General features: G+C 66.4%; 28 protein-coding genes. 15 read left to right on the top strand and 13 right to left on the bottom strand.

Going from position 1 to position 23,092, the window contains the following annotated elements; translation table 11 throughout:
- Positions 1–4 precede the first annotated feature (4 nt).
- From A5750_RS03685 to glpX, 3 genes are read right to left on the bottom strand one after another with little or no spacing between them, the layout of a single operon-like run.
- A complete protein-coding gene (locus tag A5750_RS03685; protein ID WP_066948136.1) occupies positions 5–916 on the bottom strand; it encodes a hypothetical protein in 912 nt (303 codons plus the stop codon).
- Between the two features lie 15 nt (positions 917–931).
- Positions 932–2,344, bottom strand: coding sequence for a class II fumarate hydratase (locus A5750_RS03680; RefSeq protein ID WP_066948133.1), 1,413 nt, complete (start codon positions 2,342–2,344; stop codon positions 932–934).
- A gap of 25 nt (positions 2,345–2,369) precedes the next feature.
- The gene (gene glpX / locus A5750_RS03675; protein ID WP_082948385.1) at positions 2,370–3,422 is read right to left on the bottom strand and encodes a class II fructose-bisphosphatase; all 1,053 of its coding nucleotides are present in this window, start codon (positions 3,420–3,422) and stop codon (positions 2,370–2,372) included.
- A gap of 55 nt (positions 3,423–3,477) precedes the next feature.
- Between glpX and A5750_RS03670 the strand changes: the two genes are divergently transcribed.
- From A5750_RS03670 to A5750_RS03660, 3 genes are read left to right on the top strand one after another with little or no spacing between them, the layout of a single operon-like run.
- On the top strand, positions 3,478–4,176 hold the full coding sequence (locus A5750_RS03670) for a DUF4245 domain-containing protein (protein ID WP_066948130.1): 699 nt from the start codon (positions 3,478–3,480) through the stop codon (positions 4,174–4,176).
- Between the two features lie 13 nt (positions 4,177–4,189).
- Positions 4,190–4,987 (top strand): dienelactone hydrolase family protein, encoded by a 798-nt coding sequence (locus A5750_RS03665; protein ID WP_066948127.1) that lies wholly within the window; start codon positions 4,190–4,192, stop codon positions 4,985–4,987.
- Between the two features lie 15 nt (positions 4,988–5,002).
- On the top strand, positions 5,003–6,544 hold the full coding sequence (locus A5750_RS03660; protein WP_067261255.1) for a carboxylesterase/lipase family protein: 1,542 nt from the start codon (positions 5,003–5,005) through the stop codon (positions 6,542–6,544).
- Positions 6,545–6,561: 17 nt separating this feature from the next.
- Here the strand turns inward: A5750_RS03660 and A5750_RS03655 are convergent, their stop codons facing one another.
- The 5 genes from A5750_RS03655 to A5750_RS03635 form a co-directional block, all read right to left on the bottom strand.
- Positions 6,562–6,924 (bottom strand): VOC family protein, encoded by a 363-nt coding sequence (locus A5750_RS03655; protein ID WP_067261252.1) that lies wholly within the window; start codon positions 6,922–6,924, stop codon positions 6,562–6,564.
- Positions 6,925–6,977: 53 nt separating this feature from the next.
- Positions 6,978–8,078 (bottom strand): NAD-dependent epimerase/dehydratase family protein, encoded by a 1,101-nt coding sequence (locus A5750_RS03650; protein WP_066948118.1) that lies wholly within the window; start codon positions 8,076–8,078, stop codon positions 6,978–6,980.
- A gap of 61 nt (positions 8,079–8,139) precedes the next feature.
- Positions 8,140–8,376, bottom strand: a complete 237-nt coding sequence (locus A5750_RS03645) for an exodeoxyribonuclease VII small subunit (protein ID WP_066948115.1) — start codon at positions 8,374–8,376, stop codon at positions 8,140–8,142.
- Positions 8,366–9,616, bottom strand: coding sequence for an exodeoxyribonuclease VII large subunit (gene xseA / locus A5750_RS03640; protein ID WP_067261250.1), 1,251 nt, complete (start codon positions 9,614–9,616; stop codon positions 8,366–8,368). The genes A5750_RS03645 and xseA overlap by 11 nt, the downstream gene beginning before the upstream one ends.
- Positions 9,613–10,200, bottom strand: a complete 588-nt coding sequence (locus tag A5750_RS03635) for a lipid droplet-associated protein (protein WP_066948112.1) — start codon at positions 10,198–10,200, stop codon at positions 9,613–9,615. Before A5750_RS03635 ends, xseA begins: the two co-directional genes overlap by 4 nt.
- A gap of 89 nt (positions 10,201–10,289) precedes the next feature.
- On the opposite strand from A5750_RS03635, the gene A5750_RS03630 reads away from it, so the two are divergent.
- A complete protein-coding gene (locus tag A5750_RS03630) occupies positions 10,290–11,288 on the top strand; it encodes a 4-hydroxy-3-methylbut-2-enyl diphosphate reductase (RefSeq protein WP_066948109.1) in 999 nt (332 codons plus the stop codon).
- 22 nt (positions 11,289–11,310) lie between these two features.
- Here A5750_RS03630 and A5750_RS03625 read toward each other — a convergent pair whose 3' ends face one another.
- The gene (locus A5750_RS03625; RefSeq protein ID WP_197505337.1) at positions 11,311–12,477 is read right to left on the bottom strand and encodes a DUF6542 domain-containing protein; all 1,167 of its coding nucleotides are present in this window, start codon (positions 12,475–12,477) and stop codon (positions 11,311–11,313) included.
- A 131-nt stretch (positions 12,478–12,608) separates the two neighbouring features.
- On the opposite strand from A5750_RS03625, the gene ychF reads away from it, so the two are divergent.
- The 3 genes from ychF (at position 12,609) to A5750_RS03610 (ending at position 14,814) form a co-directional block, all read left to right on the top strand.
- A complete protein-coding gene (gene ychF, locus A5750_RS03620; RefSeq protein WP_067261245.1) occupies positions 12,609–13,682 on the top strand; it encodes a redox-regulated ATPase YchF in 1,074 nt (357 codons plus the stop codon).
- Positions 13,683–13,695: 13 nt separating this feature from the next.
- Positions 13,696–14,178 carry an SRPBCC family protein gene (locus A5750_RS03615; protein WP_067261242.1) on the top strand — a complete coding sequence of 161 codons (483 nt, stop codon included), beginning with the start codon at positions 13,696–13,698 and terminating at the stop codon, positions 14,176–14,178.
- 84 nt (positions 14,179–14,262) lie between these two features.
- Positions 14,263–14,814 (top strand): VOC family protein, encoded by a 552-nt coding sequence (locus A5750_RS03610; RefSeq protein ID WP_067261240.1) that lies wholly within the window; start codon positions 14,263–14,265, stop codon positions 14,812–14,814.
- 274 nt (positions 14,815–15,088) lie between these two features.
- On the opposite strand, the gene A5750_RS03605 is transcribed toward A5750_RS03610, so the two are convergent.
- Together A5750_RS03605 and A5750_RS03600 are read right to left on the bottom strand one after the other, a co-directional pair.
- On the bottom strand, positions 15,089–15,751 hold the full coding sequence (locus A5750_RS03605) for a TetR/AcrR family transcriptional regulator (protein ID WP_066948080.1): 663 nt from the start codon (positions 15,749–15,751) through the stop codon (positions 15,089–15,091).
- Positions 15,752–15,820: 69 nt separating this feature from the next.
- Positions 15,821–16,756, bottom strand: a complete 936-nt coding sequence (locus A5750_RS03600; RefSeq protein WP_066948075.1) for a metal-dependent hydrolase — start codon at positions 16,754–16,756, stop codon at positions 15,821–15,823.
- A 155-nt stretch (positions 16,757–16,911) separates the two neighbouring features.
- On the opposite strand from A5750_RS03600, the gene A5750_RS03595 reads away from it, so the two are divergent.
- From A5750_RS03595 to A5750_RS03570, 7 genes are all read left to right on the top strand, one after another.
- A complete protein-coding gene (locus A5750_RS03595; RefSeq protein ID WP_066948072.1) occupies positions 16,912–17,928 on the top strand; it encodes a hypothetical protein in 1,017 nt (338 codons plus the stop codon).
- A 58-nt stretch (positions 17,929–17,986) separates the two neighbouring features.
- The gene (locus tag A5750_RS25120; protein WP_197505336.1) at positions 17,987–18,370 is read left to right on the top strand and encodes a hypothetical protein; all 384 of its coding nucleotides are present in this window, start codon (positions 17,987–17,989) and stop codon (positions 18,368–18,370) included.
- A 101-nt stretch (positions 18,371–18,471) separates the two neighbouring features.
- Positions 18,472–18,870, top strand: coding sequence for a VOC family protein (locus A5750_RS03590; RefSeq protein ID WP_066948068.1), 399 nt, complete (start codon positions 18,472–18,474; stop codon positions 18,868–18,870).
- 97 nt (positions 18,871–18,967) lie between these two features.
- The gene (locus tag A5750_RS03585) at positions 18,968–19,639 is read left to right on the top strand and encodes a DUF998 domain-containing protein (protein WP_082948383.1); all 672 of its coding nucleotides are present in this window, start codon (positions 18,968–18,970) and stop codon (positions 19,637–19,639) included.
- Between the two features lie 93 nt (positions 19,640–19,732).
- Positions 19,733–19,978, top strand: a complete 246-nt coding sequence (locus tag A5750_RS03580) for a hypothetical protein (RefSeq protein ID WP_066948059.1) — start codon at positions 19,733–19,735, stop codon at positions 19,976–19,978.
- A 32-nt stretch (positions 19,979–20,010) separates the two neighbouring features.
- A complete protein-coding gene (locus A5750_RS03575; RefSeq protein WP_231989118.1) occupies positions 20,011–20,622 on the top strand; it encodes a C40 family peptidase in 612 nt (203 codons plus the stop codon).
- A 322-nt stretch (positions 20,623–20,944) separates the two neighbouring features.
- Complete coding sequence (locus tag A5750_RS03570) at positions 20,945–21,268, top strand: putative quinol monooxygenase (RefSeq protein ID WP_066948051.1); 324 nt, start codon at positions 20,945–20,947, stop codon at positions 21,266–21,268.
- Here A5750_RS03570 and A5750_RS03565 read toward each other — a convergent pair.
- Entirely contained in the window at positions 21,265–21,954 is a 690-nt protein-coding gene (locus A5750_RS03565) for a guanylate cyclase (RefSeq protein ID WP_066948048.1), read from the bottom strand. The two genes, A5750_RS03570 and A5750_RS03565, sit on opposite strands and share 4 nt — an antisense overlap.
- A 101-nt stretch (positions 21,955–22,055) precedes the next feature.
- Between A5750_RS03565 and A5750_RS03560 the strand changes: the two genes are divergently transcribed.
- A complete protein-coding gene (locus A5750_RS03560) occupies positions 22,056–22,265 on the top strand; it encodes a hypothetical protein (RefSeq protein WP_066948043.1) in 210 nt (69 codons plus the stop codon).
- On the opposite strand, the gene A5750_RS03555 is transcribed toward A5750_RS03560, so the two are convergent.
- Positions 22,217–23,041 (bottom strand): adenylate/guanylate cyclase domain-containing protein, encoded by an 825-nt coding sequence (locus tag A5750_RS03555; RefSeq protein WP_067261228.1) that lies wholly within the window; start codon positions 23,039–23,041, stop codon positions 22,217–22,219. The two genes, A5750_RS03560 and A5750_RS03555, sit on opposite strands and share 49 nt — an antisense overlap.
- Positions 23,042–23,092: the final 51 nt, after the last annotated feature.

Genomic DNA, 23,092 nt, shown 5'->3' with positions numbered 1-23,092 from the left:
CGCGTCAGGACTTCGCGACCTTCAGCGCGGCGATGATCCGCCCGATGATGTCCGCGGAAGCGCTATCACCGATGGGTGTGCTGCCCACGAACACGGTGACCGGTTTGGTGTCGACGGCGATGACGCTGACGGAGTCGCCTTTGACGTTGCGGGTGCGGTCGGCGATCGTGACGTCGCCGTCGGCGCGGGCGGCCTTGGTCCCGTCAACGGTGATCGACGACGTCTTGGTCGGTCCCAAGGTGGGCGACGCGTTCGCGTATCCGGGCCCGTTGGCGATGCACTGCAACAACTTCGACGCCTGGGCGGTGACGTCCATGCTGGAGACGAGGTTGCTGACGCCGACCTCCGCCGTCATCATCCACTGACTGGCCCCGGGCACTTCCTGGGCGACACCCACGGCGCCGATCAGGTTCGGGTTCTGGTCGTCGGAGAACACCGTCCAGTTGGGCGGCACCGCGCTGGCCGGGAACGAGAGCTTGCCGGCGGCGATCGAGTCCGTCCGCGGTATCTCACCGCCGGACACGTTCGGGGTGCAGTCGGTGGCGGTCTGCTGACCCTTCGGTTGGCTGGTCGTGCTGCTGGTCGACGACGGCCCGGCGGCCGGGGACTTGCCGTGGCTGCCGCCGCGCATCACGACCAGGGTGGCCACCAGCGCGATGACGGCCAGGATGACGAGGCCCCCGACGATCAGCCAGGGCAGCTTCGAGCCCGGGCCCCCGGGTGGGGGCCCGGGTGGGTACGCTCCGGGCGGGAACGGCTGTCCCGCTTGCGGATACGCCTGGGGCGGATACTGGTAAGGGCCGGTCGGCGGGTACGGTTGCGGGCCGCCCTGGGGCTGGCCGCCCCAATAGGGTTGCTGCCCATACGGATTTCCGTAAGGCCCCTGGCCGTAGGGGCCGCCGGGAGGAGTCGTCATCGCTGCACCACCCGCCTACTTCGCCGGCTTGACCTTGGCCATCGCCAAGACATCCAGGCGGCGGTCCAGTTCTTCTTCCGAGAGCTTCTCGCCGATCAGGCCGCGGTCGATCACGGTCTGGCGAATCGTCTTGCGTTCCTTGAGGGCCTGCTTGGCCACCGCGGCGGCCTCCTCGTAGCCGATCGCCGAGTTGAGCGGCGTCACGATCGACGGCGACGATTCGGCCAGCTCCCGAAGGTGGTCGACGTTGGCGACCAGGCCGGTGATGCACCGGTCCGCGAACAGCCTCGACACGTTGGTCAGCAGCTTGAACGACTCGAGGATGTTGCGGGCCATCATCGGGATGTAGACGTTCAGTTCGAACGCGCCGGACAAGCCGCCGACGGCCACCGCGGCGTCATTGCCGATCACCTGGGCGGCTACCTGCGTAACTGCTTCCGGCAGAACGGGATTCACCTTGCCCGGCATGATCGAGCTACCCGGCTGCAGGTCCGGCAGCTGGATCTCCGCCAGGCCGGTCAGTGGGCCCGACCCCATCCAGCGGATGTCGTTGGCGATCTTGGTCAGCGACACCGCGATGGTGCGCAGGGCGCCGGAGGCCTCGACCAAACCGTCGCGCGCCGCCTGAGCTTCGAAAGAGTTGGCGGCCGTGCGCAATTCGTTCAGCCCGGTGGACGCGATCAGCGTCTCTACCACCCGGGCTCCGAAGCCGTCGGGGGCGTTGAGGCCGGTGCCGACCGCGGTCCCGCCGATCGCCAGCTCGCCCAGCCGTGGCAGCGTGGCGCGCACCCGCTCGATCCCCGCCTCGATCTGGCGGGCGTAGCCGCTGAATTCCTGGCCGAGGGTCACCGGAACGGCGTCCATCAGATGGGTGCGGCCCGACTTGACCACGGTGTGCCATTCGCGGGCCTTGCTCTCCAGCGCTTCGTGCAACACCTCGAGCGCCGGGATCAGGTGACGCACCGCGGCCTCGGTCGCCGCGATGTGGGTGGCGGTCGGGAAGGTGTCGTTGGACGACTGCGACATGTTCACGTCGTCGTTGGGGTGCACCGTGACACCGTTGGCCGCGGCGATGCTCGCGATCACCTCGTTGGTGTTCATGTTGGAGCTGGTGCCCGACCCGGTCTGGAAGACGTCGATGGGGAACTGGTCGTCGTGTTGGCCGTCGGCGATTTCGGCGGCCGCGGCGATGATGGCGTCCGCCTTCTCCGGTGCCAGCAACCCGAGGTCCTTGTTGACCTGCGCGCACGCGCCCTTCAGCAGGCCCAGGGCGCGGATCTGGGTGCGCTCCAGGCCCCGGCCCGAGATGGGAAAGTTCTCCACGGCGCGCTGGGTTTGTGCGCGCCACAACGCCTTTGCGGGTACCCGGACCTCGCCCATGGTGTCGTGTTCGATGCGGTATTCGGTATCGGTGGCGCTATCGGCCATAGGTAGCAGTCCTCGCTGGTGTCGGTCAGGGCAGGGGATAGGCGGCGGTGCTGTCGCCGGTGAAGTCGATCGCGGAGTACTCGTTGAGCTTCGAGAGCCGGTGATAGGCCTCGATCATTCGGACAGTGCCCGACTTCGACCGCATCACGATCGACTGCGTGGTGCAGCCGCCGGGGTAGTACTGCACGCCGCTGAGCAGGTCGCCGTTGGTGACCCCGGTGGCGCAGAAGAAGACGTTCTCGCCGGACACCAGGTCCTCGGTGGTCAGCACCCGATCGACGTCGTGGCCGGCGTCGATCGCCTTCTGGCGTTCCTCGTCGTCCTTGGGTGCCAGCTGCGCCTGGATGGCGCCGCCCATACACCGGATCGCGGCGGCGGCGATGATCCCCTCGGGCGTGCCGCCGATCCCGGCCAGCATGTCGGTGCCCGAGTGCGGCCGGCAGGCCGAGATGGCGCCGGCGACGTCGCCGTCGGTGATCAGCCGGATGCGGGCACCGGTCAGCCGCACGTCCTCGATCAGCTGGGCGTGCCGGGGCCGGTCCAGGATGCACACGGTCATGTCGCGTACCGACAGCGCTTTCACCTTGGCCACGGCCTTGATGTTCTCGGCGATCGGGGCGGTGATGTCGAGCACGTTGGCGGCCTCGGGCCCGACGGCGATCTTGTTCATGTAGAACACCGCCGACGGGTCGAACATCGCGCCGCGGTCGGCGACCGCCAGGACCGAGATGGCGTTGGGCATGCCCTTGCTCATCAACGTGGTGCCGTCGATCGGATCCACGGCGAAGTCGCACTCCGGGCCGTCGCCGTTGCCGACCTCCTCGCCGTTGTAGAGCATCGGCGCATGGTCCTTCTCGCCCTCGCCGATGACCACCACGCCGCGCATCGACACCGTGTTGACCAGTTCGCGCATCGCGTCGACTGCCGCGCCGTCGCCGCCCTCTTTGTCGCCGCGGCCCACCCAGCGGCCGGCCGCCATGGCGCCGGCCTCGGTCACCCGGACCAGTTCCAGGGCCAGGTTGCGGTCCGGGGCTTCACCACGTGGCCGTCCAGATGGGCGGTTGCCCTCAACTGTCATGGTTGGAGATTGTCCCAGAAGCTGATCGGTCTGCTGGAACTGGGATACTCGGGGGATGACCGAAGAGCCGCCGCTGAATGCCAGCTCGGAGGGCCAGGTAGCCGGCGAGCCGGCCCGCGCGGCCGGACCGGCTGCCAGGCCGGCCAAACCGCGGTTGCTGCAGGACGGCCGCGACATGTTCTGGTCACTGATGCCGCTGGTCATCGGGTGCATTTTGCTGGCCGGTCTGGTGGGGATGTGCTCGTTCCAGCCCGGCAGTCACCAGGGCGCCGTCCCGTCCTACGACGCGCCGGCGGCGCTGCGGGCCGACGCCGCGACGCTCGGCTTCCCCATTCGGCTGCCCAAGCTGCCCGCCGGCTGGCAGGCCAACTCCGGCAGTCGCGGCGGCATCCAGGGCGGGCGCACCGATCCCTCGACCGGTCAACGGGTGAACGCGGCCATCTCGGTCGTCGGCTACATCAGCCCGAGCGGGATGTATCTGAGCCTCACCCAGAGCAACGCCGACGAGGACAAGCTGGTGGGCTCGATCCATTCGTCGGCGTATCCGGGCGGAACGGTCGACGTCGCCGGGACCAACTGGGTGGTCTACAACGGCGCCGGCCAGAGCGGGGCGGACGCCGAGCCGGTGTGGACCACCCGGCTCACCGGCCCGACCGGGGCCACCCAAATCGCGATAACCGGTGCCGGCAACACCGATCAGTTCCGTACGCTGGCGTCGGCGACGCAATCGCAGCCGCCGTTACCCGCGCGCTGAAGGAAGGCCGAGCGTGACTGCACCCCAAGCAGATCTATCCGGATGGTCGGCGGCGCCGTTCAGCGGAGGCGGCTACACCCATGACGTCTACCGCAAGGGCAGCGGCCCGGGGGTGGTGCTGATTCCCGAGATACCCGGGATCCACCCCGGCGTGCTGGCCCTGGGCAATCACCTGGTGGACAACGGCTTCACCGTCGCCATGCCGTCGCTGTTCGGTGAGCCGGGCAAACCCAAGACGGTCGGTTACATCGCCTCCTCGATCAGCCGGGCTTGTGTGGCAAAGGAATTCGCGGCCTTCGCGACGAACAAGCAGCGGCCGGTGTCGATGTTCCTGCGCGCGCTGGCCCGTGACCTCAACGCGTCGACCCCCGGCAAGGGTGTCGGCGTGATCGGCCAATGCTTCACGGGCGGTTTCGCGCTGGCCGTCGCGGTCGACGACGCCGTGCTGGCCCCGGTGCTTTCGCAGCCGTCGGTACCGCTGCCGCTGGGGCGTGCGCGGCGCCGCGATCCCGGCCTGAGCGAATCAGAACTGGCCACCGTGGCCGATCGCTGCGCCAACGACGGCCTATGCGCGATGGGTCTGCGGTTCAGCGAGGACAGCGCCGTGCCGCGCGAACGGTTCGCGGTGCTCAAGGAGCGCCTCGGTGACGCGTTCGAGGTGATCGAGATCGACTCGCGGCCGGGCAATGTGGGCGGTTTCGGCAAGCTGGCGCACTCGGTGTTGACCGACGAGGTCCGCGAAGTCGACGGCCAGCCGGCGTACGAGGCCCGCAAGCGGGTAGTCGAGTTCCTCACCGAGCGCCTTGGTTAGGAAAGTTCCACACGCATGACGACAACGACCAGTGACCGGGTGGTCGAAACCGCCTTCGGCCCCGTCCGCGGCGCCGACGACGGCCGCGTCAGCTCGTGGAAGGGCATCCGGTACGCCGCCCCGCCCGTCGGCGCGCTGCGCTTCCGGGCGCCGCAGCCCCCCGAGCGGTGGAAGAAGGTCGCCGACGCCACCCGCTACGGGCCGGCCTGCCCGCAGCCGGTCTTCCCCAACATGCCGCTCGATTTGGGCGCGCCGCAGGGCGAAGACTGCCTGCGGCTGAACGTCTGGGCGTCGTCTGGCACCCAGCCGGGCGACGGAAAGCCCGTGATGGTGTGGCTCCACGGGGGCGCGTACGTCCTGGGATCGGGCAGTCAGGCGCTCTACGATGGGCGGCGGCTGGCCGGCGACGGCGAGGTCATCGTGGTCACGGTCAACTACCGAGTGGGAGCGCTCGGTTTCATGGACCTGTCGTCGTTTAGCAGTTCGCGGCGGCGGTTCGACTCCAACGTCGGGCTGCGCGACGTGCTGGCCGCACTGGGCTGGGTGCGCGACAACATCGCGGCGTTCGGCGGCGATCCTTGCAACGTCACGCTATTCGGTGAGTCCGCCGGCGCGGGGATCGTGACGACCCTGCTGGCCAGCCCGTCGGCCGGGGGGCTGTTCGCCCGCGCGATCGCCCAGAGTTCACCGGCCACGTCGGTATACGACCGGCGCAGGGCCGAGCGCGTCGCCGAGACCGTCCTCGACAGGCTTGACGTCGACGCGGACCGGTTGCCCGACGTGCCGACCGCGGTGCTGCTTGCCGCTTCCCAAGAGGTCTTCGATGAAGTGCCCGTGCGTAATCCGGGCCTCCTGGCGTTCGTCCCGATCATCGACGGCGAGTTGCTGGACGACTACCCGGTCAAGCGCGTGCAGGAGGGCCGCTCGCTGCCGGTCCCCTTGGTCATCGGGACCAACAAGCACGAGGCGGCGCTCTTCCGGCTGATGCGGTCGCGGCTGATGCCGATCACGCCTCGCGCGATCACGTCGATGTTCGACCAGATCGCCGCCGAGCAACCCGACCTGCAATTGCCGACGGACGAGCAGATCGGGTTGACGTATTCTCGGTTGCGGCGCAGGGCAAGGAGTTTGAGCATCGCAACCGACGTCGGGTTCCGCATGCCCTCGGTCTGGCTGGCCGAGGGCCACGCCCGCGTGGCACCGGTGTACCTGTACCGGTTCGATTATGCGACCCCACTACTGAAGCTGCTGTTGGTCAATGCCGCTCACGCCACCGAATTGCCCTACGTTTGGGGCAATCTCGGGGCGCCGAAGGATCCCACGCTGAAACTGGGCGGCAGCAAAACCGCCAAGGCGGTCTCCAAGAGAATGCGCACCCGGTGGATCAATTTCGCTGCGCAGTCAAAGCCGGCGGGCCCGGCCGGCGAGCCGGACTGGAGGCCCTACCGGGAGGCCGATCGCGTTTGCCTGGTCATCGACAAGCGCGACACCGTCGCGCACGATGTCGATGCGAACATCCGCGCGGCCTGGGGCAGCGAGATGGTGGGTTTCCGGTAGGTCCGCCAAGGCCGAAGCTACAGCGGCTCCGAGAGCATGAACCGGTGTCCGTCGGGCGATCGCAGACCCATCTCGCGGCGGCCCCAGGGTTCGATCGTCGGGGGCTTGAGAATGTCGGCTCCTTCAGCGAGAGCGCGCCTGTGGTACTCGTCGATGCCCGCGACGGTCAAATACGCGATGTAACTGTGGTCCCCGAGGTCCGACGCCGGCAACGACTCCGGGCAGCGGCCGAGCCTGAACGTCACCGACCCGGCCGAGCAGAATGCCCAATTGCCCGGGTCGGGCTCCGTCACCGTGCAATTCAGTATTCGGGTGAACCACTCCGCCGCACGGTCAAGGTCGTGCACCGCGAGGACGGGATCGGCGCGGAGGAGCGTCATGGGTTCAGTCTGTCGCATTGGTATCCCCGATGTCGCAATGGGGAATCGCCGTGCTACCCCGCGGGCTTAGCCTGCTGCGCCTGGCATTTCATGCGATTGAACATGTCGACGTAATAGGGCAGGCATTCCGCCATCGCCTGTTCGGTGGTGAATGGGGGCTCATAGCCGAGGTCGCGGCGGGCCTTGGCGATCGAGAAGTAATTGTCCAGATACAGTCGCTCCACGGCCAGCGGCTCGAGCAGCGGCGCGGGTATGCCGAAGCGGAAATGCAGCCGCTGCCAACCGGTCATCGCCGCGCGGACGAGGGGGCCGTTGACCCGTACCCGGGGCCAGTTCACGCCGCACGCCTCGACGACCGGCCGCGCGAACTCGAACATGTTGATCGGTTCGTCGTCGTTGATGAAGTACGCCTGACCCGGCGCCGCGCCCCCGGGGACGAGGTGCTGGGCGGCCAGGATGAAACCGTGAATGAGGTTGTGCACGTAGGAGTTATCCAGTCGGGCCGACTTGCGGCCGATCAGCACCTTGACGTGGCCGGCGATCACGCTTTCGAACAGCCTGCGGAACATCGTCTGATCGCCGCGGCCCCAGATTCCGCTGGGCCGAATCGCGCAGGTCAACATTTCGCCAATGCCGTTCTGCGACAGCACGAACCGCTCGGCGACGACCTTCGTCTCGGTATACAGGTCGTTGAACCGGTTGGTGTAGGGCAGCGTCTCGTCCCCGCCGGGGATGTTTTGGCCGCCCATCACGACGCTGTTGGACGAGGTGTAGACGAATCGCTTCACCCCCGCCGCCTGCCCGGCGTGCACCAGGTTCTCGGTGCCGCCGACGTTGACCCCGAAGCTGCGCTGCCGGTATGCGTCCGTCACCGACGCGCCACCCATCAAATCGATGATCGCCGCGGTGTGGAAGATGGTGTCGATGCCGTCCACCGCTTGGGCGCAGATCGCCGTGTCGGTGATGTCGCCCTCGAGCACATCCAGTTGCGGGTGCTGCGCAAGCGGCGACGGCGCGCGGTCGAACGAGCGCACGTGGTGGCCGCGGTCCAGCAGGGTGGTGACCAGATTGGCGCCGACGAACCCGGAGCCGCCGGTGACGAGGACGCGGCCGAGTTCGGTGGTCAGTGATGCATCAGCCATGGGCCGCAGCATAACTGAAACGTGTTCCAATTTCGAAAATGATCATGGTTTGCGTTTCGCAAATTGGCCGAGATCAGGCGTCGTCCGCCTGGCCGGCCGCGAGCGCATCCTCAATCCGCTTGCGGGCGCCAGCTAAGTGTTCCTCGCACATTTTTGCAAGCTCCTCGCCCCTTTCCCACAGTTTCAGCGACGCGTCGAGATCCAGGCCTCCCTGCTCCAGCAGGCGGACGACTTCGATCAGCTCGTCCCGGCACGCTTCGTAGCCGAGGTTACTAATAGGCGTCATTGACTGCTCGTCTTCACCGGCCATCGGTCTGCCCTTCGCTCACCGCGGCGATCGCGCCGTCGGCCACCCGCACCCGTAGCCGGCTGCCGGCGGGCGCGTCGGCGACCGACCGCAGCACCACCGGGGCCCCGGAGTCCGGCACCGCCTGCACCACGGCATAGCCGCGGGCCAGGGTGGCCGCCGGGCCCAGCGTCGCCAGCCGCGCGCTCAGGTGACCGACGCGCTCCGTCTCCGCGGCGGCCAGGCGGGTGACGTCGCGGCGAATCGCCACCCGGGCGCGATGAATCTCCTCGGCGCGCGCCGTCAGGACCGTCAGCGGTTCGGCGAGCACCGGGCGGCTGCGGACCTGGGCCAGCGCGCGTTGTTCGCGAGCCACCCAGTTGCGCAGCGCCTGCGCGCTTCGCCGGCGCAGATCATCGATCAGGCGCTGCTCGGCAGCGGTGTCGGGCACGACCTTCTTGGCCGCGTCGGTCGGGGTGGCGGCGCGCAGGTCGGCAACCAGGTCGCACAGCGGATTGTCGGGTTCGTGACCGACCGCGCTGATGACCGGGGTTCGGCACGCCGCGATGGCGCGGCACAGCGTCTCGTCGGAGAACGGCAACAGGTCCTCGACGCTACCGCCGCCGCGGGCCACCACGATGACGTCGACCTCGACCTGGCGGTCGAGTTCGTATAGCGCCTCGACGATCTGCGCCACCGCATTGGGTCCCTGGACCGCGGTGTTTCGCACGGCGAAACGCGCCCCGGGCCAGCGTCCGGTGGCCACCGTCGTCACGTCGCGTTCGGCGGCGCTGGCCCGGCCGGTGATCAGGCCGATCATGTTGGGCAGGAAGGGGATTGGTCGCTTGAGCCGGGGGTCGAAGAGCCCTTCGGCGTCCAGCAGCCGGCGCAGCCGATCGATCCGTGCCAGCAGCTCGCCCACCCCGACGGCGCGAATCTCGCTGAGCCGCAGCGAGAACGTGCCCCGACCGGTGTAGAACGACGGCTTCCCGCACACCACCACCTGCGTGCCCTCGGTCAGTTTCACCGGCGCGTTGGCCACCAAGTCGCGTGAACAGGTCACGGTCAGCGACATGTCGGCAGCCGGATCGCGCAGCACCATGAACACCGTCTTGGAGTCGGCCCGCGCGCTGATCTGGGCCAGCTGGCCCTCAACCCATACCGTGCCGAGCTTGTCGATCCAGCCGGCGACCCGAATTGCCACCGCGCGCACCGGAAATGGGTTCTCGGCGGAGTTCGGTTCGGATTGTGCGGCCGGGGTCACTTCGCGTTCGCGCGGGTGATCCTGTTGGCGAGCAGCGTCTGAAAAGGCGCGCGGCCCTTGGTGGCCTGCTCGTATGCCAGCAGGGCTTCGAGTTCGTCGACGCTCAGCGATTGCAGACGGGCCCGCAGCTGCGCCAGCGTCAGCGCCGCGTAGTCCAGCTCGGTCACCACCGACGGTTGCGGAACCGCCGGCGCGTCCGCGGATTTCCTGCCCTGCTTCAACGGGGCGGCATCGGACGCGGCGTCGGCGAGCGAGTACAACGCGAACCTCCCCTCGGTTCGCCGATCGCCCTCGCCGATACCGTCGTCGGCGGGGCCGGGCGCTTCGACCGCTTCGGGCAGGTCCTCGTCGAACGTTGCCCATTCCGGCTGCTCATCCTTTGGCGGAAAGATGTTCTCCAGGGTGCTGTCACCCTTGATCGCCAGTTCGGCGAGGTTCTGCTGAAATCGCATCACAAGGTGCGCCGCCTGACTGGCTAATGTCATGGGGTACATCAGGATGGTTTTCGGCAGCTTCATGGTCTCCTCGACGGCGACTGTCGCCGCGCCGACCAGTAGCCGAACTCCATACGGTGCAGTAGCCATGGGTCCAAGATTGCCTTAAGCGACCGCTAACTCCAAGCCCGCCGGCGCGAGCTGGCAAGCCCGTGTCCGCAGAACGTACCCTGGGTGTCATGCCGCCGACTGTCGACATGGGAATTCCCGGCGCGTCCAGCTCGGTAGCCAGCGATCCAGCCCGCAAGCGAGTGCTTCTGGCCGAGCCGCGTGGTTACTGCGCGGGCGTGGATAGAGCCGTCGAGACCGTCGAACGCGCGCTGGAAAAGCACGGCGCGCCGGTGTACGTGCGTCACGAGATCGTGCACAACCGGCACGTGGTCACCACCTTGGAAAAGGCCGGTGCGGTGTTCGTCGAGGAGACCGACGAGGTCCCCGAGGGTTCCATCGTGGTGTTCTCAGCGCACGGGGTCGCGCCCACCGTGCACGCCGCGGCCGCCGCACGCAACCTGCACACCATCGACGCCACCTGCCCGCTGGTGACCAAGGTGCACAACGAGGCCAGGCGGTTCGCGCGCAACGACTACGACATCCTCCTCATCGGCCACGAAGGCCACGAGGAGGTCATCGGGACCGCGGGCGAGGCGCCCGACCATGTGCAGCTGGTCGACGGAGTCGCCGCCGTGGACAACGTGACGGTCCGGGACGAGAACAAGCTGGTCTGGCTGTCGCAGACCACGCTGTCGGTCGACGAAACCATGGAGATCGTCGACCGGCTGCGCCAGCGCTTCCCGAAGCTGCAGGATCCGCCCAGCGACGACATCTGCTACGCGACGCAGAACCGGCAGGTCGCCGTCAAGGCGATGGCCCCCGAGTGCCAGCTGGTGATCGTCGTCGGTTCGCGGAACTCCTCGAACTCGGTGCGGCTGGTCGAGGTGGCGCTGGGCGGCGGGGCCGCGGCCGCCCACTTGGTCGACTGGGCCGACGATATCCAGCCGGCATGGCTGGAAGGGGTGACCACTGTGGGCGTGACGTCCGGCGCGTCCGTCCCCGAGGTATTGGTGCGCGGTGTGCTGGAGCGGCTCGCCGACTACGGCTACGACGTGGTGCAACCGGTCAGCACGGCACAGGAAACCCTGGTGTTCGCGCTGCCGCGCGAGATCCGGTCACTGCTCTGACACATCGGGCGCCGGCCGCTGCTCAGCCGTCGTATTCCCATTCCGTCGGGGGTCGCTGAGGCCGGCCATACGTCCGTGAGCGGTTCCGCCGCTCGGGCGCGGCCTCGTCTGGTGCACCGGCCCCCCGGTAGCGCGCCTGCGAGATGGGGTGATGCGTCCCGTTGTTGCCGTTCGGCGCGGGGCGGCGTCGCCTCGGCTCGTAGGGGGACTCGTAGCTGTCGTAGCGGCCGAAACGCTCCGAGGACCCGGGCGGGTCAAACGGGTCCCCGTACCGATCCGAGCCTTCGAAACGCGACCTCGGCTGCTCGTACGGCCGCTCGTAGGGGCTGCGGCGGCTGCGGGGCTCCCGACGGCCTTCCCGGGACTGACCGCGCGCATCGGGATCGGCATCCGGCCTCGGGCGGCGGCGTGGCCGGCGGGGCGGTTCCGCGGCGTCGTAGTCCCGGGCGGTCGTCGAACCTCTCCGGGGCGAGCGCCGCTCGCCGGGTTCGCCCGCGTCGTCGAGCGGTTCCCGGGTACGGCGGGAACGGGTTCGGGTGGAGCGGGTGGGGCTCCGATCACTGCGCGCCGTCCGGCGGGCCCGCGACGCGGAACCGGCCCCGCGGGTGCGCCGCGCCTTGGCCGAGACTGCCTCGTCGGCGTCGTCCTCATTGGATTCCGGGCGCACGATCGCGCGCAGTTTGGCGACAATGCCGCCAACGACGGACTTGGCGTCGGTGGCCTCCGCGTCGTCGGAGCTCTTCGGCGTCGCGGTCGTCCCGTGCGACATCCCGAAGTACCATCTGGCCAGCCCGATCAGCAGCACCACGCCGGCGGTTCCCAGCATCAGCGGGAAGCGCTCGATGAGTGGATAGCCGCAGTTGATCAACAGGTCTTTGAGGTGGCCGACCTTGGCGTCGTGGAACAACCAGTAGGCGCCGGGTACCGCGCAGAAAAGTATCAGCGGAGGCTGGATCATCGCGGTGAAAAGCCCGTCCTGGCGCACTGCCAGCACCGCGGCCACGCAACCGGCTATATAGAAGCCGGCGAAGACATGCGTCAGCTCCTTCTGGCCGGCGTCGATTCCGTAACCGATGGCGGTGGCGGTGACGGCGAGAAGCAGGGCGGCGTACCACGGCACACCTGGGATATCTGGGTGGATCGAGCGGTGGGAGGCCTCCACCGTCGATTTTGCCCGCTGTCCTGACACATGTAGACCGTACCGGCAATGGGCCGAAAGCCCCGTAAATACCTCGTAGGGATCCCGGGCGTGCCATGCCGATCGCGCACGAATGGTCCACAGCGGCCGGTGCCCCCGGCGACCCCTAGACTTGGGTCCCTGTGAGCCTGAGCCTGGGAATCGTCGGTCTGCCCAACGTCGGTAAGTCGACGCTGTTCAACGCGCTGACCCGCAACAACGTACTGGCGGCCAACTATCCGTTCGCGACGATCGAACCGAACGAGGGCGTCGTTCCGCTGCCCGATCCGCGCCTGGACAAGCTGGCCGAGTTGTTCGCGTCCCAGCGCGTCGTGCCGGCGCCGGTGACATTCGTCGACATCGCCGGCCTGGTCAAGGGCGCGTCCGAGGGGGCGGGGCTGGGCAACAAGTTCCTGGCCCACGTCCGCGAATGTGACGCCATCTGCCAGGTGGTCCGGGTGTTCTCCGATGACGATGTGACCCATGTGGCCGGTGAGGTGGATCCCCGATCGGACATCGAGGTGGTTGAGACGGAGTTGATCCTGGCCGACCTGCAGACCCTGGAACGCGCTCTGCCGAGGCTGGAGAAGGAGGCCCGCACCAATAAGGAGCGCAGGCCGGTGTACGACGCGGCGGCCGCGGCCCAGGAGACGCTCGACGGCGGAAAGACCCTGTTCGGCGCCGGGGTGGATGCGTCCTTGCTACGAGAGCTGAACCTGTTGACCACCAAGCCGTTTCTGTATGTCTTCAATGCCGACGAGGCCGTGCTGACCGATGCGGCGCGGACCGCCGAGCTGCGTGAGCTGGTGGCGCCCGCCGACGCGGTGTTCCTGGACGCGGCCATCGAAGCGGAGCTGAACGAGCTCGACGACGAGTCGGCCGCCGAACTGCTGGAGTCGATCGGGCAGAGCGAACGGGGCCTCGATGCACTGGCCCGCGCTGGTTTCCACACCCTCAAGTTGCAGACATTTCTGACGGCCGGCCCAAAAGAGGCGCGCGCGTGGGTGATTCACCAAGGCGACACCGCGCCGAAGGCCGCCGGGGTGATCCACACCGATTTCGAAAAGGGCTTCATCAAGGCCGAGATCGTGTCCTATGACGACCTGATCGCCGCCGGTTCCATGGCCGCGGCCAAGGCGGCGGGCAAGGTCAGGATCGAAGGCAAGGACTACGTGATGGCCGACGGCGACGTGGTGGAGTTCCGCTTCAACGTCTAGAAACCTGGGTGTTATGGGACGAACCGACACCGCCTCGTTGGTGATTGCCGCTCCGCTGAGTCGGGTGTACGCCGCGCTGGTGGAGCCGCAGGCGCTCGTCGAATGGCTTCCGCCGCAAGGTATGTCCGGAGAGTTCGAACATTTCGACGGCCGCCCCGGCGGGTCCTACCGGATGAGGTTGACCTACGCCGAGCCGCCCGAGTCGGGTGGCAAGTCAAGCGGCGACTCCGATGTCGTAGATGCTCGGTTCGTCGAGATCGCGCCCGACGAGCGGGTCGTGCAGGCCGTCGACTTCGAATCCGATGACCCCTCGTTCGCGGGAACGATGACCATGACCTGGGCGGTGACCGCGCTGAGTGCCGGCAGCACCCGAGTCGACATCCGGGCCGATGACGTTCCGCCGGGCATTTCCGCGGACGACCATATCGAGGGTCTTCGATCGTCGTTGGCCAACCTCGCGGCCTACCTCGCGGGGAGTCGGGCCGATCGAGATTGACGGCGACGTCGAAACAGGAGAAGAGGCTTCATTGTGAGCGCCGCAGGTACTACATTGCGTAGTAAGCGGTCTTGAGGGGGCACGATGCGATGGCGTGGCGTCTGTCACATTGAATTTGCGGTGTTGGACTACGACGACTCGATCACGTTCTACGACTCGCTGTTCGGCTGGCTCGGCTACAGCAGCTTCTCGTCGCTGAACATGGAGTACCAGTCGACGTATTACATGACGCGGCACGTCAACCCGCACAGCTACATCGGTATTCAGCCCGCGCGTACCGGAGCGAAGCTGGCACACCGCGACCAAGCGGTCGGAATCAACCACATCGCTCTGTGGGCGCGAAGCAGGGGAGAGGTCGACCGCTTCCATCGTGAATTCTTGATCGGGCCGGATATTCCCGTCACTGACGAGCCGAAGGAGTATCCCCAGTACTGGCCCGGCTACTACGCGGTGTTCTTCGACGACCCGATCAACGGGATCCACTGGGAGTTGGCGTGGTTACCGAAAGTTCCTACTCCACGCCAACTTTGGTCGTTCTATCGCACGATTCACAGATTCGCCAGGAGTCGGCCAGACCTGGCGAACACCGTGCCAGGCGTCGTCTCGCAGGCGAGGAGAACCCTGCCGGCCCGATAACTACGCCTGACTTGGTGGAACTCCGGCTGCGAGCAACGCCTGGCCGACCAAGAAGTGGGCGGCCGTGGTTGTTAAGGCATCGGCACCGAAACGGAACGTGCTGTTGCCACCCCGCAGTTACGATGCGACAGTCGCGTAACGCGTCTCGGGCCGGAACTAGGGGCAAAGGTTCGGACGAGAACCGGTGCGGGAACATTCAGCCCCGCCACCGTCGCAAGCCTCTTCTTGCCCGGATTACGTTCGGTCTAGGACAAATAGGGCGAAAGGGGTGCCGTCAGGATCGCCACGGCTGCCGAATCGGGGCGGCACGATAGCTCAGTGCATCCATCGCTTGGGCCAGGCGCGGGTAGATGACCGCGGGGCCGAGCCAGCGGGCAATGAACCTGCGCAACGCGACGCCGTCTCGGTGCGGCTGCCCCGGGTCGACAAGGATCGAATGCAAAGTGCGTAGGCCCATTTCGGCCAGCTCGTCGAGCGCGGCTTCGTCGAAGCCGTACATTTCCCAGTCAACGTCGAGGCGATGCAGCATCGAGCGGGAGAACGCACGAGCCGTGTCGGAGGTCAGGGAAACCGTCTGACCTTCTGGTGCTCCATTTCCCAACAGACGATCGATTTGGCGTTCTCCGGCAAGGCTTTCGACGGCGAATGCGACACCTTCGACGAGCGCCGCGGCGGGTTCTGTGAGTCCGCTGATGTGCTCGGCGAGCTGGTCGAGGAAGCCGTGGGCCGAGCGCATTGCGCTGGCGACCATGAGAGCCTCGGTTCCCGGGAAATAGCGATAGACCGTCTGCCTGGTGACGCCCAAGGTGCGCGCCACGTCGGTGAGCCGCATCGAGGATCCCTGTTCGGCGATGATGTCGTCGGCCGCGTCGAGGATCCTGTCGATGGCCTCTTCATCAGTCGCTGGGGCGTTGCCCGCCCATCCGTGGCTACGCATGGTTGAACTCTAGGGGCAGGCTGGTGGCCGCGTGAGCACTGGATGCGTTGGGGCGAAACGTGTTAACCGTCATCGACCGTCCGAGCCCGTTACGGCTCCGACGGAGTACCAACGCGCGGCGCTCTTCGGTTCCTCCGCGTAGCGTTGTATCCATTTGCTGGCGAATTCGGGAATGATCTCGTGTTCAGGGTTATGCCGCGGACCCTGCGAGCGGATCAGACCGGCGATCATGGCGAGGACTTCCCCCCTGGGCACTCCGGCGTAGGTCGACTGACCCGGTTGAGTGAGCTCATGCGCGGCTCGCAGCGCGGCCCGAACTGCCCTCGCAGAGAGCCCATTTGGTAATAGCTGACCGAGTTCGCCGCCGTCCTCCTTCGGTACATGCTGCTGAAAGCCGCGGGAGATGATCCCCAGAATTTCATTCATATGCGCGAGCACGCCGACTATCGTCTTTGCGCGATACAGATAGCTGTCGTGCACGGCGTTGTAGACGATGAGCGCGGAACTGCGATGCTCGATTTCCTCGACAAAGTGCCAGAGGAACAGCGACGCTACCCGCTCATCCCCGGCCCGAAACAGCTTGTCCTCGTGGTCGAGGAAGACCTTGAAGTACGGCGTGAACGTGGCTTCGACAACTGCGGGATAAGCGAGGCGCCAGGCGAGCGGCTTGGTGGCGGTGAGACGGTCGTAGGAGGCTACGACCTCGTCCATCGTTTCCTGCAAACCGGGCCAACGTCGGATTAGCGCACGGATATGGCTTTGGTGAGCGGCAGAGTGCTGTGCCTCCTGACGCAAGTAGGACTCTGCCTCCTCGGCCGCCGCCGGGTCCCGCATCAGCGGGATGGCCTCCCGCGTCGCGTCGACGATGAGCTTCTCGAACCCGGGCGCAAAGAACGAAATGGCATTGCACTGCATTGCGAACGCGGGCCGCTCCGGCTGCCAGTTGAACGGGACATCGGCGCTCGCGAAGTCAAAGCGAACGCGTCTCACCTGTAGGTCCGTCATGCCGTCGACGTTAGCGACCAAGTTCGCTGGAGACAAGACGACTGACCGATATTTGTATGGCCGAGATCTGGATCGCCGCTGGTTATTCTTGACGGCAGGCCCGAGGAGACATACGTTAAGGCAGAAATGTCTAGTCAAATGGCAGGTGTGCGCAGATGAACCTGATTGTGTTCAACAACCCCGCAGGTCTTCCCTGGCAGACGAATCTGTGCGACGTCATGCTGCTGACCATGTTCGTGGCCGCAGTGGCATACAGCGTCGTCCAGCTCCGCCGCGGACGGCGCATCTACTGCGCATTGCTGGCAGCAGCGACAATCTACGGACTCGTGCTGGAATTGGCCGGGATGGCCACACTCAACATGTACAAGCAGGGCGACTTCATGGTGATGATCAACTGGCCTGCGTTCCCCTTGTGGCACGGCACCACGATGATGCCCGCGTACGTTGTGATCTTCTATCCGGTTTTCCTGTTCACCGGTTTCAAGGTCGTCGAGGCGATCGGGATCGAAAAGCGTTGGCAGGGAGCCGTTACCGGTGGATTATTCATGATCGCGCTCGACGCCCCCTACATCATTGAGGGCAATCTGCGCCACGTCGTGTGGTGGACCTGGAATCCGAACTTTGAGTACTTCCAGTTCTGGGTCGGCTGGCCGCTGCTCGATCTCTGTTGGCAGGGCATCTGGGACGCCGTCTTCATCTTCATCATGCTTTGGGCCGCGCCCCGAATCGACGGTTTGGCCAGTAGTGGTATCGCACGATGGTCGAATGCGAAGGCAATGGGCGCGTTTCCACCGCTCGCAGCCCTGGTGGTCCTGCTAACCGGGCCCATCCTGATGTCGCCGGTCACCGTCGTCACCGCGCTCGGCGGACCTCAGTGGCCGGTCGTCGTGATGCTCGTGGTCGGCTACTGCGCGGTCACCGTGACCGCACTGCGCTCCGTCAAATCTCATCCATCGTTCGAACCGTTCACCCTCGGTCTGGTCGTCTTATACGTGGCAAGCCTAGGGGCGATGGTGATCGCCAACGTGGTCTACGAACGCGGTCTTACCCAGTACATCCTGGTTCAGGCCGTGGGCCTGATCGTGGTGAGCGGTCTTGCATTGTTCCCATGGATTGCCCCCCGGCGAGGTTCCCGTGAACCGGCAGAGCAGCCGGCGCAAGTCGCGGCCTGATGTCAAAACCTCGCCGCGCCGTCTAGCGGACAGGTCTCACGTCGACCATGCTTGACAGATGGCGACTGTCAAGCAGGCGGAGGCGTCGGTCCGGCGGTCTACGAGGATCGTGGTGGGTTGCGGGTTGGTGTTGTCCGCTCTAGGGCTGACGGGTGGAGTGGCCCAGGCCGTCCCAGCCCCGACCTCGCATTGGTGCCCGGGCAATCCGTGGGACGCGAGCTGGGGCAGGGTCTACGACTGGGACTGGAATCACTGCCACGACTGGCAAGGTCCGGCGGGCCAGAGTTACCCGGCGGGCGCGGGACCCTGGGGGCCACCGCCCGTCTGGGCGCCTCCGCCGCCACCCCAGCCGGCGTGGGCGCCGGGGGCTCAGCTGATGTGGAATCCGACTGGCCCGGGCAATTGGGGGTTCTGGAACAACGGAATCTGGACTCCGGCCTAAGCGAACGTGCTGCAGTGCCCGCAACCGCCATCTTGTCGGCGGCGTTCCTTAGCATGCCCTGGTCGCACTAGTTGCACCGTCACGGCCGCCAGGAGGGCTCCATGAAGTTCGTTTCCACCCGTATCATCACCGCCGACGTCAAGCGGCTCGTCGATTTCTACGAGACGGTCACCGAGACCCCCGCCGTATGGGGCAACGAGCTTTTCGCCGAAATTCCGACGCCGGTTGGCACGCTGGCCATCGGCAGCGACAAGACCGTGCCGCTGTTCGCGGCTGGATCGGCCGAGCCGGCCGCCAACCGCAGCGCGATCGTGGAGTTCATAGTCCACGATGTTGACGCGCAATACGAGCGGCTGCAGGAGCGCGTCGGGGAGGTCGTGACGAGGCCGACCACGATGCCGTGGGGTAATCGCGCGCTGCTCCTGCGGGATCCCGACGGGAATCTTGTCAACCTCTTCACCCCGGTGACGGACGAGGCCCGCGCCAAGTTCGGAATATGACTGGTGTGCAAAGAATTTGGACGGACCGCATCTCGGTGGAGCTGTAAGGGGCGCGGTGTAACCGCTATACGGCTACACGTTTGAGTAACCTAGTCAGGTGTCAGCCGGCTTGCCACGCGTGCATTCTGTTCAGCTCCTCTGCGGTGCCCTTGCCGGGCCGCTCTTCGTTACGGCTTTCACCGTGATCGGAGCCGCGCGTCGGGGTTACGATTGGCGGCGCTACCCGGTCAGTTCGCTTGCGGTGGGTCGTCAAGGTTGGTACCAGCGCATCAATTTCATCCTTGCCGGAGCCCTATATTCATGCGCGGCCGCCGGTCTCGCACATTGCGATCGGCGGCGCATTGGACCCCGCGCCGTTCCGGCGCTCGTCGCAGGAGCGGGCATTGGGCTGATCGGCTCGGGAGTCTTCGTCACCGATTACGTTGGTGACCTTCTCGGCGAGCGCCCCGACGTGACGAGCCGGGTGGCCGCCCCGGCCCGGCCCACTCGTGCGGGCCGGATCCACGACCTCTGCGGAATCCCGGTCTTTGTGGGCATACCCGCCGCTGGCCTGGCCAGCGCGGCCACCGCGGTTCGGAGCGGCGATTACCGATGGGCCTGTTATTCGGCGGGATCGAGCACGGTGATGGCGGGCAGCCTGCTTCTCTTGGGCGCCGCGATCAGGGGTCGATCCCGCCTCGGCGGCAAAAGCGGTATCACCCAAAGAATCTCGATCGCAATCGGGCTCGGTTGGCTGAGCTCGCTGTCGCTTCGTGGCCTCTGGCAATGACAAACCCTCGCCGGACCGCTACCGATGCGACGGGGGCCGATGAACTGGCGCGTTGCTTTCTGCGAAATCTCGCTACTTGGTACGAATTCATTGATGACCCGCGCGGACGCGCCAGCGCCCAAGGGCACGCAGGCACTCATACGTGGTGGGCCGCCGCGGCGTGAAGACCTCGTCGTGGTCTCCCAGGACTGCCCTGGCACACCCGAGGAGCTCGAACGCCGGGCCGAGACGCTCGACGACCGGGAGATTGCGGGTACCGAACGCGGGTCCCAAGACCCCCTGATCGTGCGCGCGGCCGTTTGCTGGTGGCCGCACCTACCGCCGCAGCAGGTTTGCTGAACGTGCGGTGAGCGCCATTTTCCCGCCTGCGAATGACGTGCGCCACAAATTTTGGCGAACAATATCCGCTATTGCTAGCGTCCCCGGCCATGGTAGTTCTTGCAACATTGATGTCATTGATCAATCAGGTATCCGGGACGCCTTATATTGCGGGTGGGGATTCTCCCTCCGGGACGGATTGCTCTGGACTCGTTTCCTGGGTTGCCAACGCGGCATCCGACAGGCCGGTCTTCGGAAACCGGTTCAACACCGGAAATGAAGAGGCGGCATTGTTGGCGCGCGGGTTTCAATACGGAACCGCCCCCAACGCCCTCGTGATCGGGTGGAACGGCGGCCACTGGGCCGCGACGCTGCCGGACGGGACCCCGGTATCCAGCGGTGAGCACGGCGGAGTGCACATCGGTGGTGCCGGCGCCTACCAGGCCGGGTTCACGCACCACATGTTCCTGCCCATGCCGCCGGATGGCGAAGGTGCCCTTCCCCCGCCGCCCGACGCACCGCCGCCGCCACCGGACGCGCCACCGCCACCGCCGGAGGCGCCGCCCGTCCTGGTCGACGCTACGGCCCCCGCGCCGCCCGCACCCCCGGCCCCGCCGGGGCCCGAAATGCCGCCGCCCGGCGACCCGGGAATTGCGAATCCTTAACGAAATCATTTCGCGAAAGCCTCGATCTTTCGCGCCACTATTTGACGCATATAGGACACGCAAGCAGAACAGGAGCTAGTGCAAAGTGAAATAGCTCGGCCTGCGCAAGGTTTGTGAGGCAGGCCACTCGCGGCGAGGGTAAGCGGTCCGCGATTCGTACAGAATCAATGCGAGGGTGGGCCCCGGGCGTTTAATTTAAACCCCCGGGGCGCACTTTGCTGGAGGCCGGCCCATCGGCGACGCCGGCGGGCGGATATGCTGGCGCTGCTCGCCGCGATCGGGCGAGGCGCAGCATCCAGGAGCGAGCTAGGCGGGACCGCAAGTGATCTTCGTCGTCGTGAAGTTCGATACCAAGCCCGAGTGGACGGACCGCTGGCCAGAACTCGTCGCATCCTTCACGGCCGCCACCCGTGCCGAGGAAGGCAATCTCTGGTTCGAGTGGTCGCGCAGCCTGGACAACCCGGCTGAGTACGTTTTGGTGGAGGCCTTCCGTGACGGTGAGGCGGGCGGCATCCACGTGAACAGCGACCACTTCAAGCGGGCCATGGAAGAACTCCCGCAGGCGCTGACGTCCACCCCGAAAATAATCAACCAAACCATCGATGCGACGGGATGGTCCCAACTGGGTGAGATGTCGGTCGACTAGCCGGATTCGCTTACCGTGATGGCGATTTCCTCGCCCAGCTGATAGCCCGGCGCCAGCGGAAGCGTGTCGCCGCTCCAGAACTTGCCCGGGTCAAACCAATTGGCGTCCTTGTCTGTGTTCAGCAATCCCATTTCCTCGTAGGTGATCGCCACCGTCTCCGCGCAATATGCCGTGGAAAGGCTCATCTTGCGCTCCTCCCGAAGACGCCGGGACTGCTCGCGAACCTTTTTGTCCACCACCGGGATTCCCCGGACCCAGTCGTTGATGGTCGGGAGCCGGCCGCGGAACCAGCGACCGGTCAGCCGCGCGGTGGTGGGAAACGCGGTGCCGTCCATCCGCGCGATCACCCGCAGCAGTTTGTTCTCCTGCTCGCGGGTGGGATTGGGCGTCAGCTGGCGCAGCCAGCACCGCTGCTGGTACCGCTGGGTCCACTGCAGGACGGCCTGGTGCAGATCGTTGAGTTGCACGCCCCGGTGGTTGGTGCCGGTCCACATGTCGACGAGCTTGTCACCCAACTCGGCGTGCCAGATCAACGGCGGCAGGTCGTCAATAGCCACCGTCATGCCGACGTGGTTCACCGGTGCGTTCGTCAGCGTCTGAATCGCGCGGTCGGGCCTGGAACGGCCGCGAAACAGCCAGAGATCGCCCGTGCGCGTTTCGTTCAGCGCTTGATCGAGGGTGAGCATTATGAGGAGAGTACTTCGCGTCTGTCACCAACACGTCCGGCCCTTGGGCTTCGGAGTTGCAAGAGCACACAAGTCAGTCGCAGCGCGAATACCCTGGGTTCATGCGCAATGTGTGGAAATGGCTTGGGCTGGCCGGCGTCGCGGGTGTCGTCGCCGGGGGTGCGCTGGTGGTCCGCGACCAACGCAAGCGACGCGCCTACACGGCCGACGAGGTACGGTCCCGCCTGCACCAGCGGCTGGCCGAAAATGACGGCGAGGGCTTTCAGTCCGAATCGGGATCGGCCGGGGCCTCGACGGCGAACAAGCGATAGTCGCCCGAAAATCCCTTCAGTTCGACGTCGCGGCCCTCGTCGAAACGGATGTCGTCACAGTCGGAAACGGCATCTCGCACCGGTTGACTCACCAAGATCTCGCCGCCGACGGCCTGCGCTGCCACCCGCGCCGCCATCGCGACGTTGCGGCCGAACAGATCTTCGCCGCGCCGCACCGAGCGGCCCATATGGATGCCGATGCGGACGCGAATTTCCGCGTGCCGCTTGCGCTTTGCATCCCGGCGTAGCGCACGCTGCAGGTCCATGCCGCACCGCACCGCCTGGTCGGCGCGGGCGAAGGCGACCATGAAGCCATCGCCCTGGCTCTTCACCACGTGACCGGACCGCCGTTGCACGAGCTCTGACACCAGCTTGTCGTGTGCGGCAATGAGCTTCACGAAGGCCCGGTCACCGATGCGCTCGTTGAGCGCGGTGGATTCCTCGATGTCGGAGAACAGGATCACCACCCGGCCGTCCGGCGTGACGCGCGCCAAGTCGGGACGCTCCACCTCCGCCCAGTCGGCGAGGTCTTCGATCGAACTGCGGATGGCGCCGCCGAAACCTTCTTTGCGCACCAGGTTTGCGGTCTGCCACACGGTCTTGACGGCCTCGCGCCCACCCGACAGCAACCAATTGCGGGTGTCGGTGCGGTGCCGCAACTCGTCGATCTCCTGGCGGCTGCGGACCAGTAGCCGCGCCAGCACGGCAAGTGCGATGGCTTCGGTCGCGGCTACGCCGGCCAGGACGTAGACCGTGATATGCAGCGCGTCACCCACCCAAGCATCCTGTCAAAGGCCGCGATGGCTTGAGGTTGTCGGGTCTGTGTG

Source organism: Mycobacterium sp. 852002-51613_SCH5001154, from assembly GCF_001667425.1.
Taxonomy (GTDB): domain Bacteria; phylum Actinomycetota; class Actinomycetes; order Mycobacteriales; family Mycobacteriaceae; genus Mycobacterium.
This window is presented reverse-complemented; position numbering and strand designations above follow the sequence as displayed.

Bases quoted from the DNA above. Each gene is read 5' to 3' on its own strand.
- A5750_RS03685 (WP_066948136.1), bottom strand. From the start codon at position 916: ATGACGACTCCTCCCGGCGGCCCCTACGGCCAGGGGCCTTACGGAAAT.
- A5750_RS03680 (WP_066948133.1), bottom strand. From the start codon at position 2,344: ATGGCCGATAGCGCCACCGATACCGAATACCGCATCGAACACGACACC.
- glpX (WP_082948385.1), bottom strand. From the start codon at position 3,422: ATGACAGTTGAGGGCAACCGCCCATCTGGACGGCCACGTGGTGAAGCC.
- A5750_RS03670 (WP_066948130.1), top strand. From the start codon at position 3,478: ATGACCGAAGAGCCGCCGCTGAATGCCAGCTCGGAGGGCCAGGTAGCC.
- A5750_RS03660 (WP_067261255.1), top strand. From the start codon at position 5,003: ATGACGACAACGACCAGTGACCGGGTGGTCGAAACCGCCTTCGGCCCC.
- A5750_RS03655 (WP_067261252.1), bottom strand. From the start codon at position 6,924: ATGACGCTCCTCCGCGCCGATCCCGTCCTCGCGGTGCACGACCTTGAC.
- A5750_RS03650 (WP_066948118.1), bottom strand. From the start codon at position 8,078: ATGCTGCGGCCCATGGCTGATGCATCACTGACCACCGAACTCGGCCGC.
- A5750_RS03645 (WP_066948115.1), bottom strand. From the start codon at position 8,376: ATGGCCGGTGAAGACGAGCAGTCAATGACGCCTATTAGTAACCTCGGC.
- A5750_RS03635 (WP_066948112.1), bottom strand. From the start codon at position 10,200: ATGGCTACTGCACCGTATGGAGTTCGGCTACTGGTCGGCGCGGCGACA.
- A5750_RS03630 (WP_066948109.1), top strand. From the start codon at position 10,290: ATGCCGCCGACTGTCGACATGGGAATTCCCGGCGCGTCCAGCTCGGTA.
- A5750_RS03615 (WP_067261242.1), top strand. From the start codon at position 13,696: ATGGGACGAACCGACACCGCCTCGTTGGTGATTGCCGCTCCGCTGAGT.
- A5750_RS03610 (WP_067261240.1), top strand. From the start codon at position 14,263: ATGCGATGGCGTGGCGTCTGTCACATTGAATTTGCGGTGTTGGACTAC.
- A5750_RS03605 (WP_066948080.1), bottom strand. From the start codon at position 15,751: ATGCGTAGCCACGGATGGGCGGGCAACGCCCCAGCGACTGATGAAGAG.
- A5750_RS03600 (WP_066948075.1), bottom strand. From the start codon at position 16,756: ATGACGGACCTACAGGTGAGACGCGTTCGCTTTGACTTCGCGAGCGCC.
- A5750_RS03595 (WP_066948072.1), top strand. From the start codon at position 16,912: ATGAACCTGATTGTGTTCAACAACCCCGCAGGTCTTCCCTGGCAGACG.
- A5750_RS25120 (WP_197505336.1), top strand. From the start codon at position 17,987: ATGGCGACTGTCAAGCAGGCGGAGGCGTCGGTCCGGCGGTCTACGAGG.
- A5750_RS03590 (WP_066948068.1), top strand. From the start codon at position 18,472: ATGAAGTTCGTTTCCACCCGTATCATCACCGCCGACGTCAAGCGGCTC.
- A5750_RS03580 (WP_066948059.1), top strand. From the start codon at position 19,733: ATGACCCGCGCGGACGCGCCAGCGCCCAAGGGCACGCAGGCACTCATA.
- A5750_RS03575 (WP_231989118.1), top strand. From the start codon at position 20,011: ATGACGTGCGCCACAAATTTTGGCGAACAATATCCGCTATTGCTAGCG.
- A5750_RS03565 (WP_066948048.1), bottom strand. From the start codon at position 21,954: ATGCTCACCCTCGATCAAGCGCTGAACGAAACGCGCACGGGCGATCTC.
- A5750_RS03560 (WP_066948043.1), top strand. From the start codon at position 22,056: ATGCGCAATGTGTGGAAATGGCTTGGGCTGGCCGGCGTCGCGGGTGTC.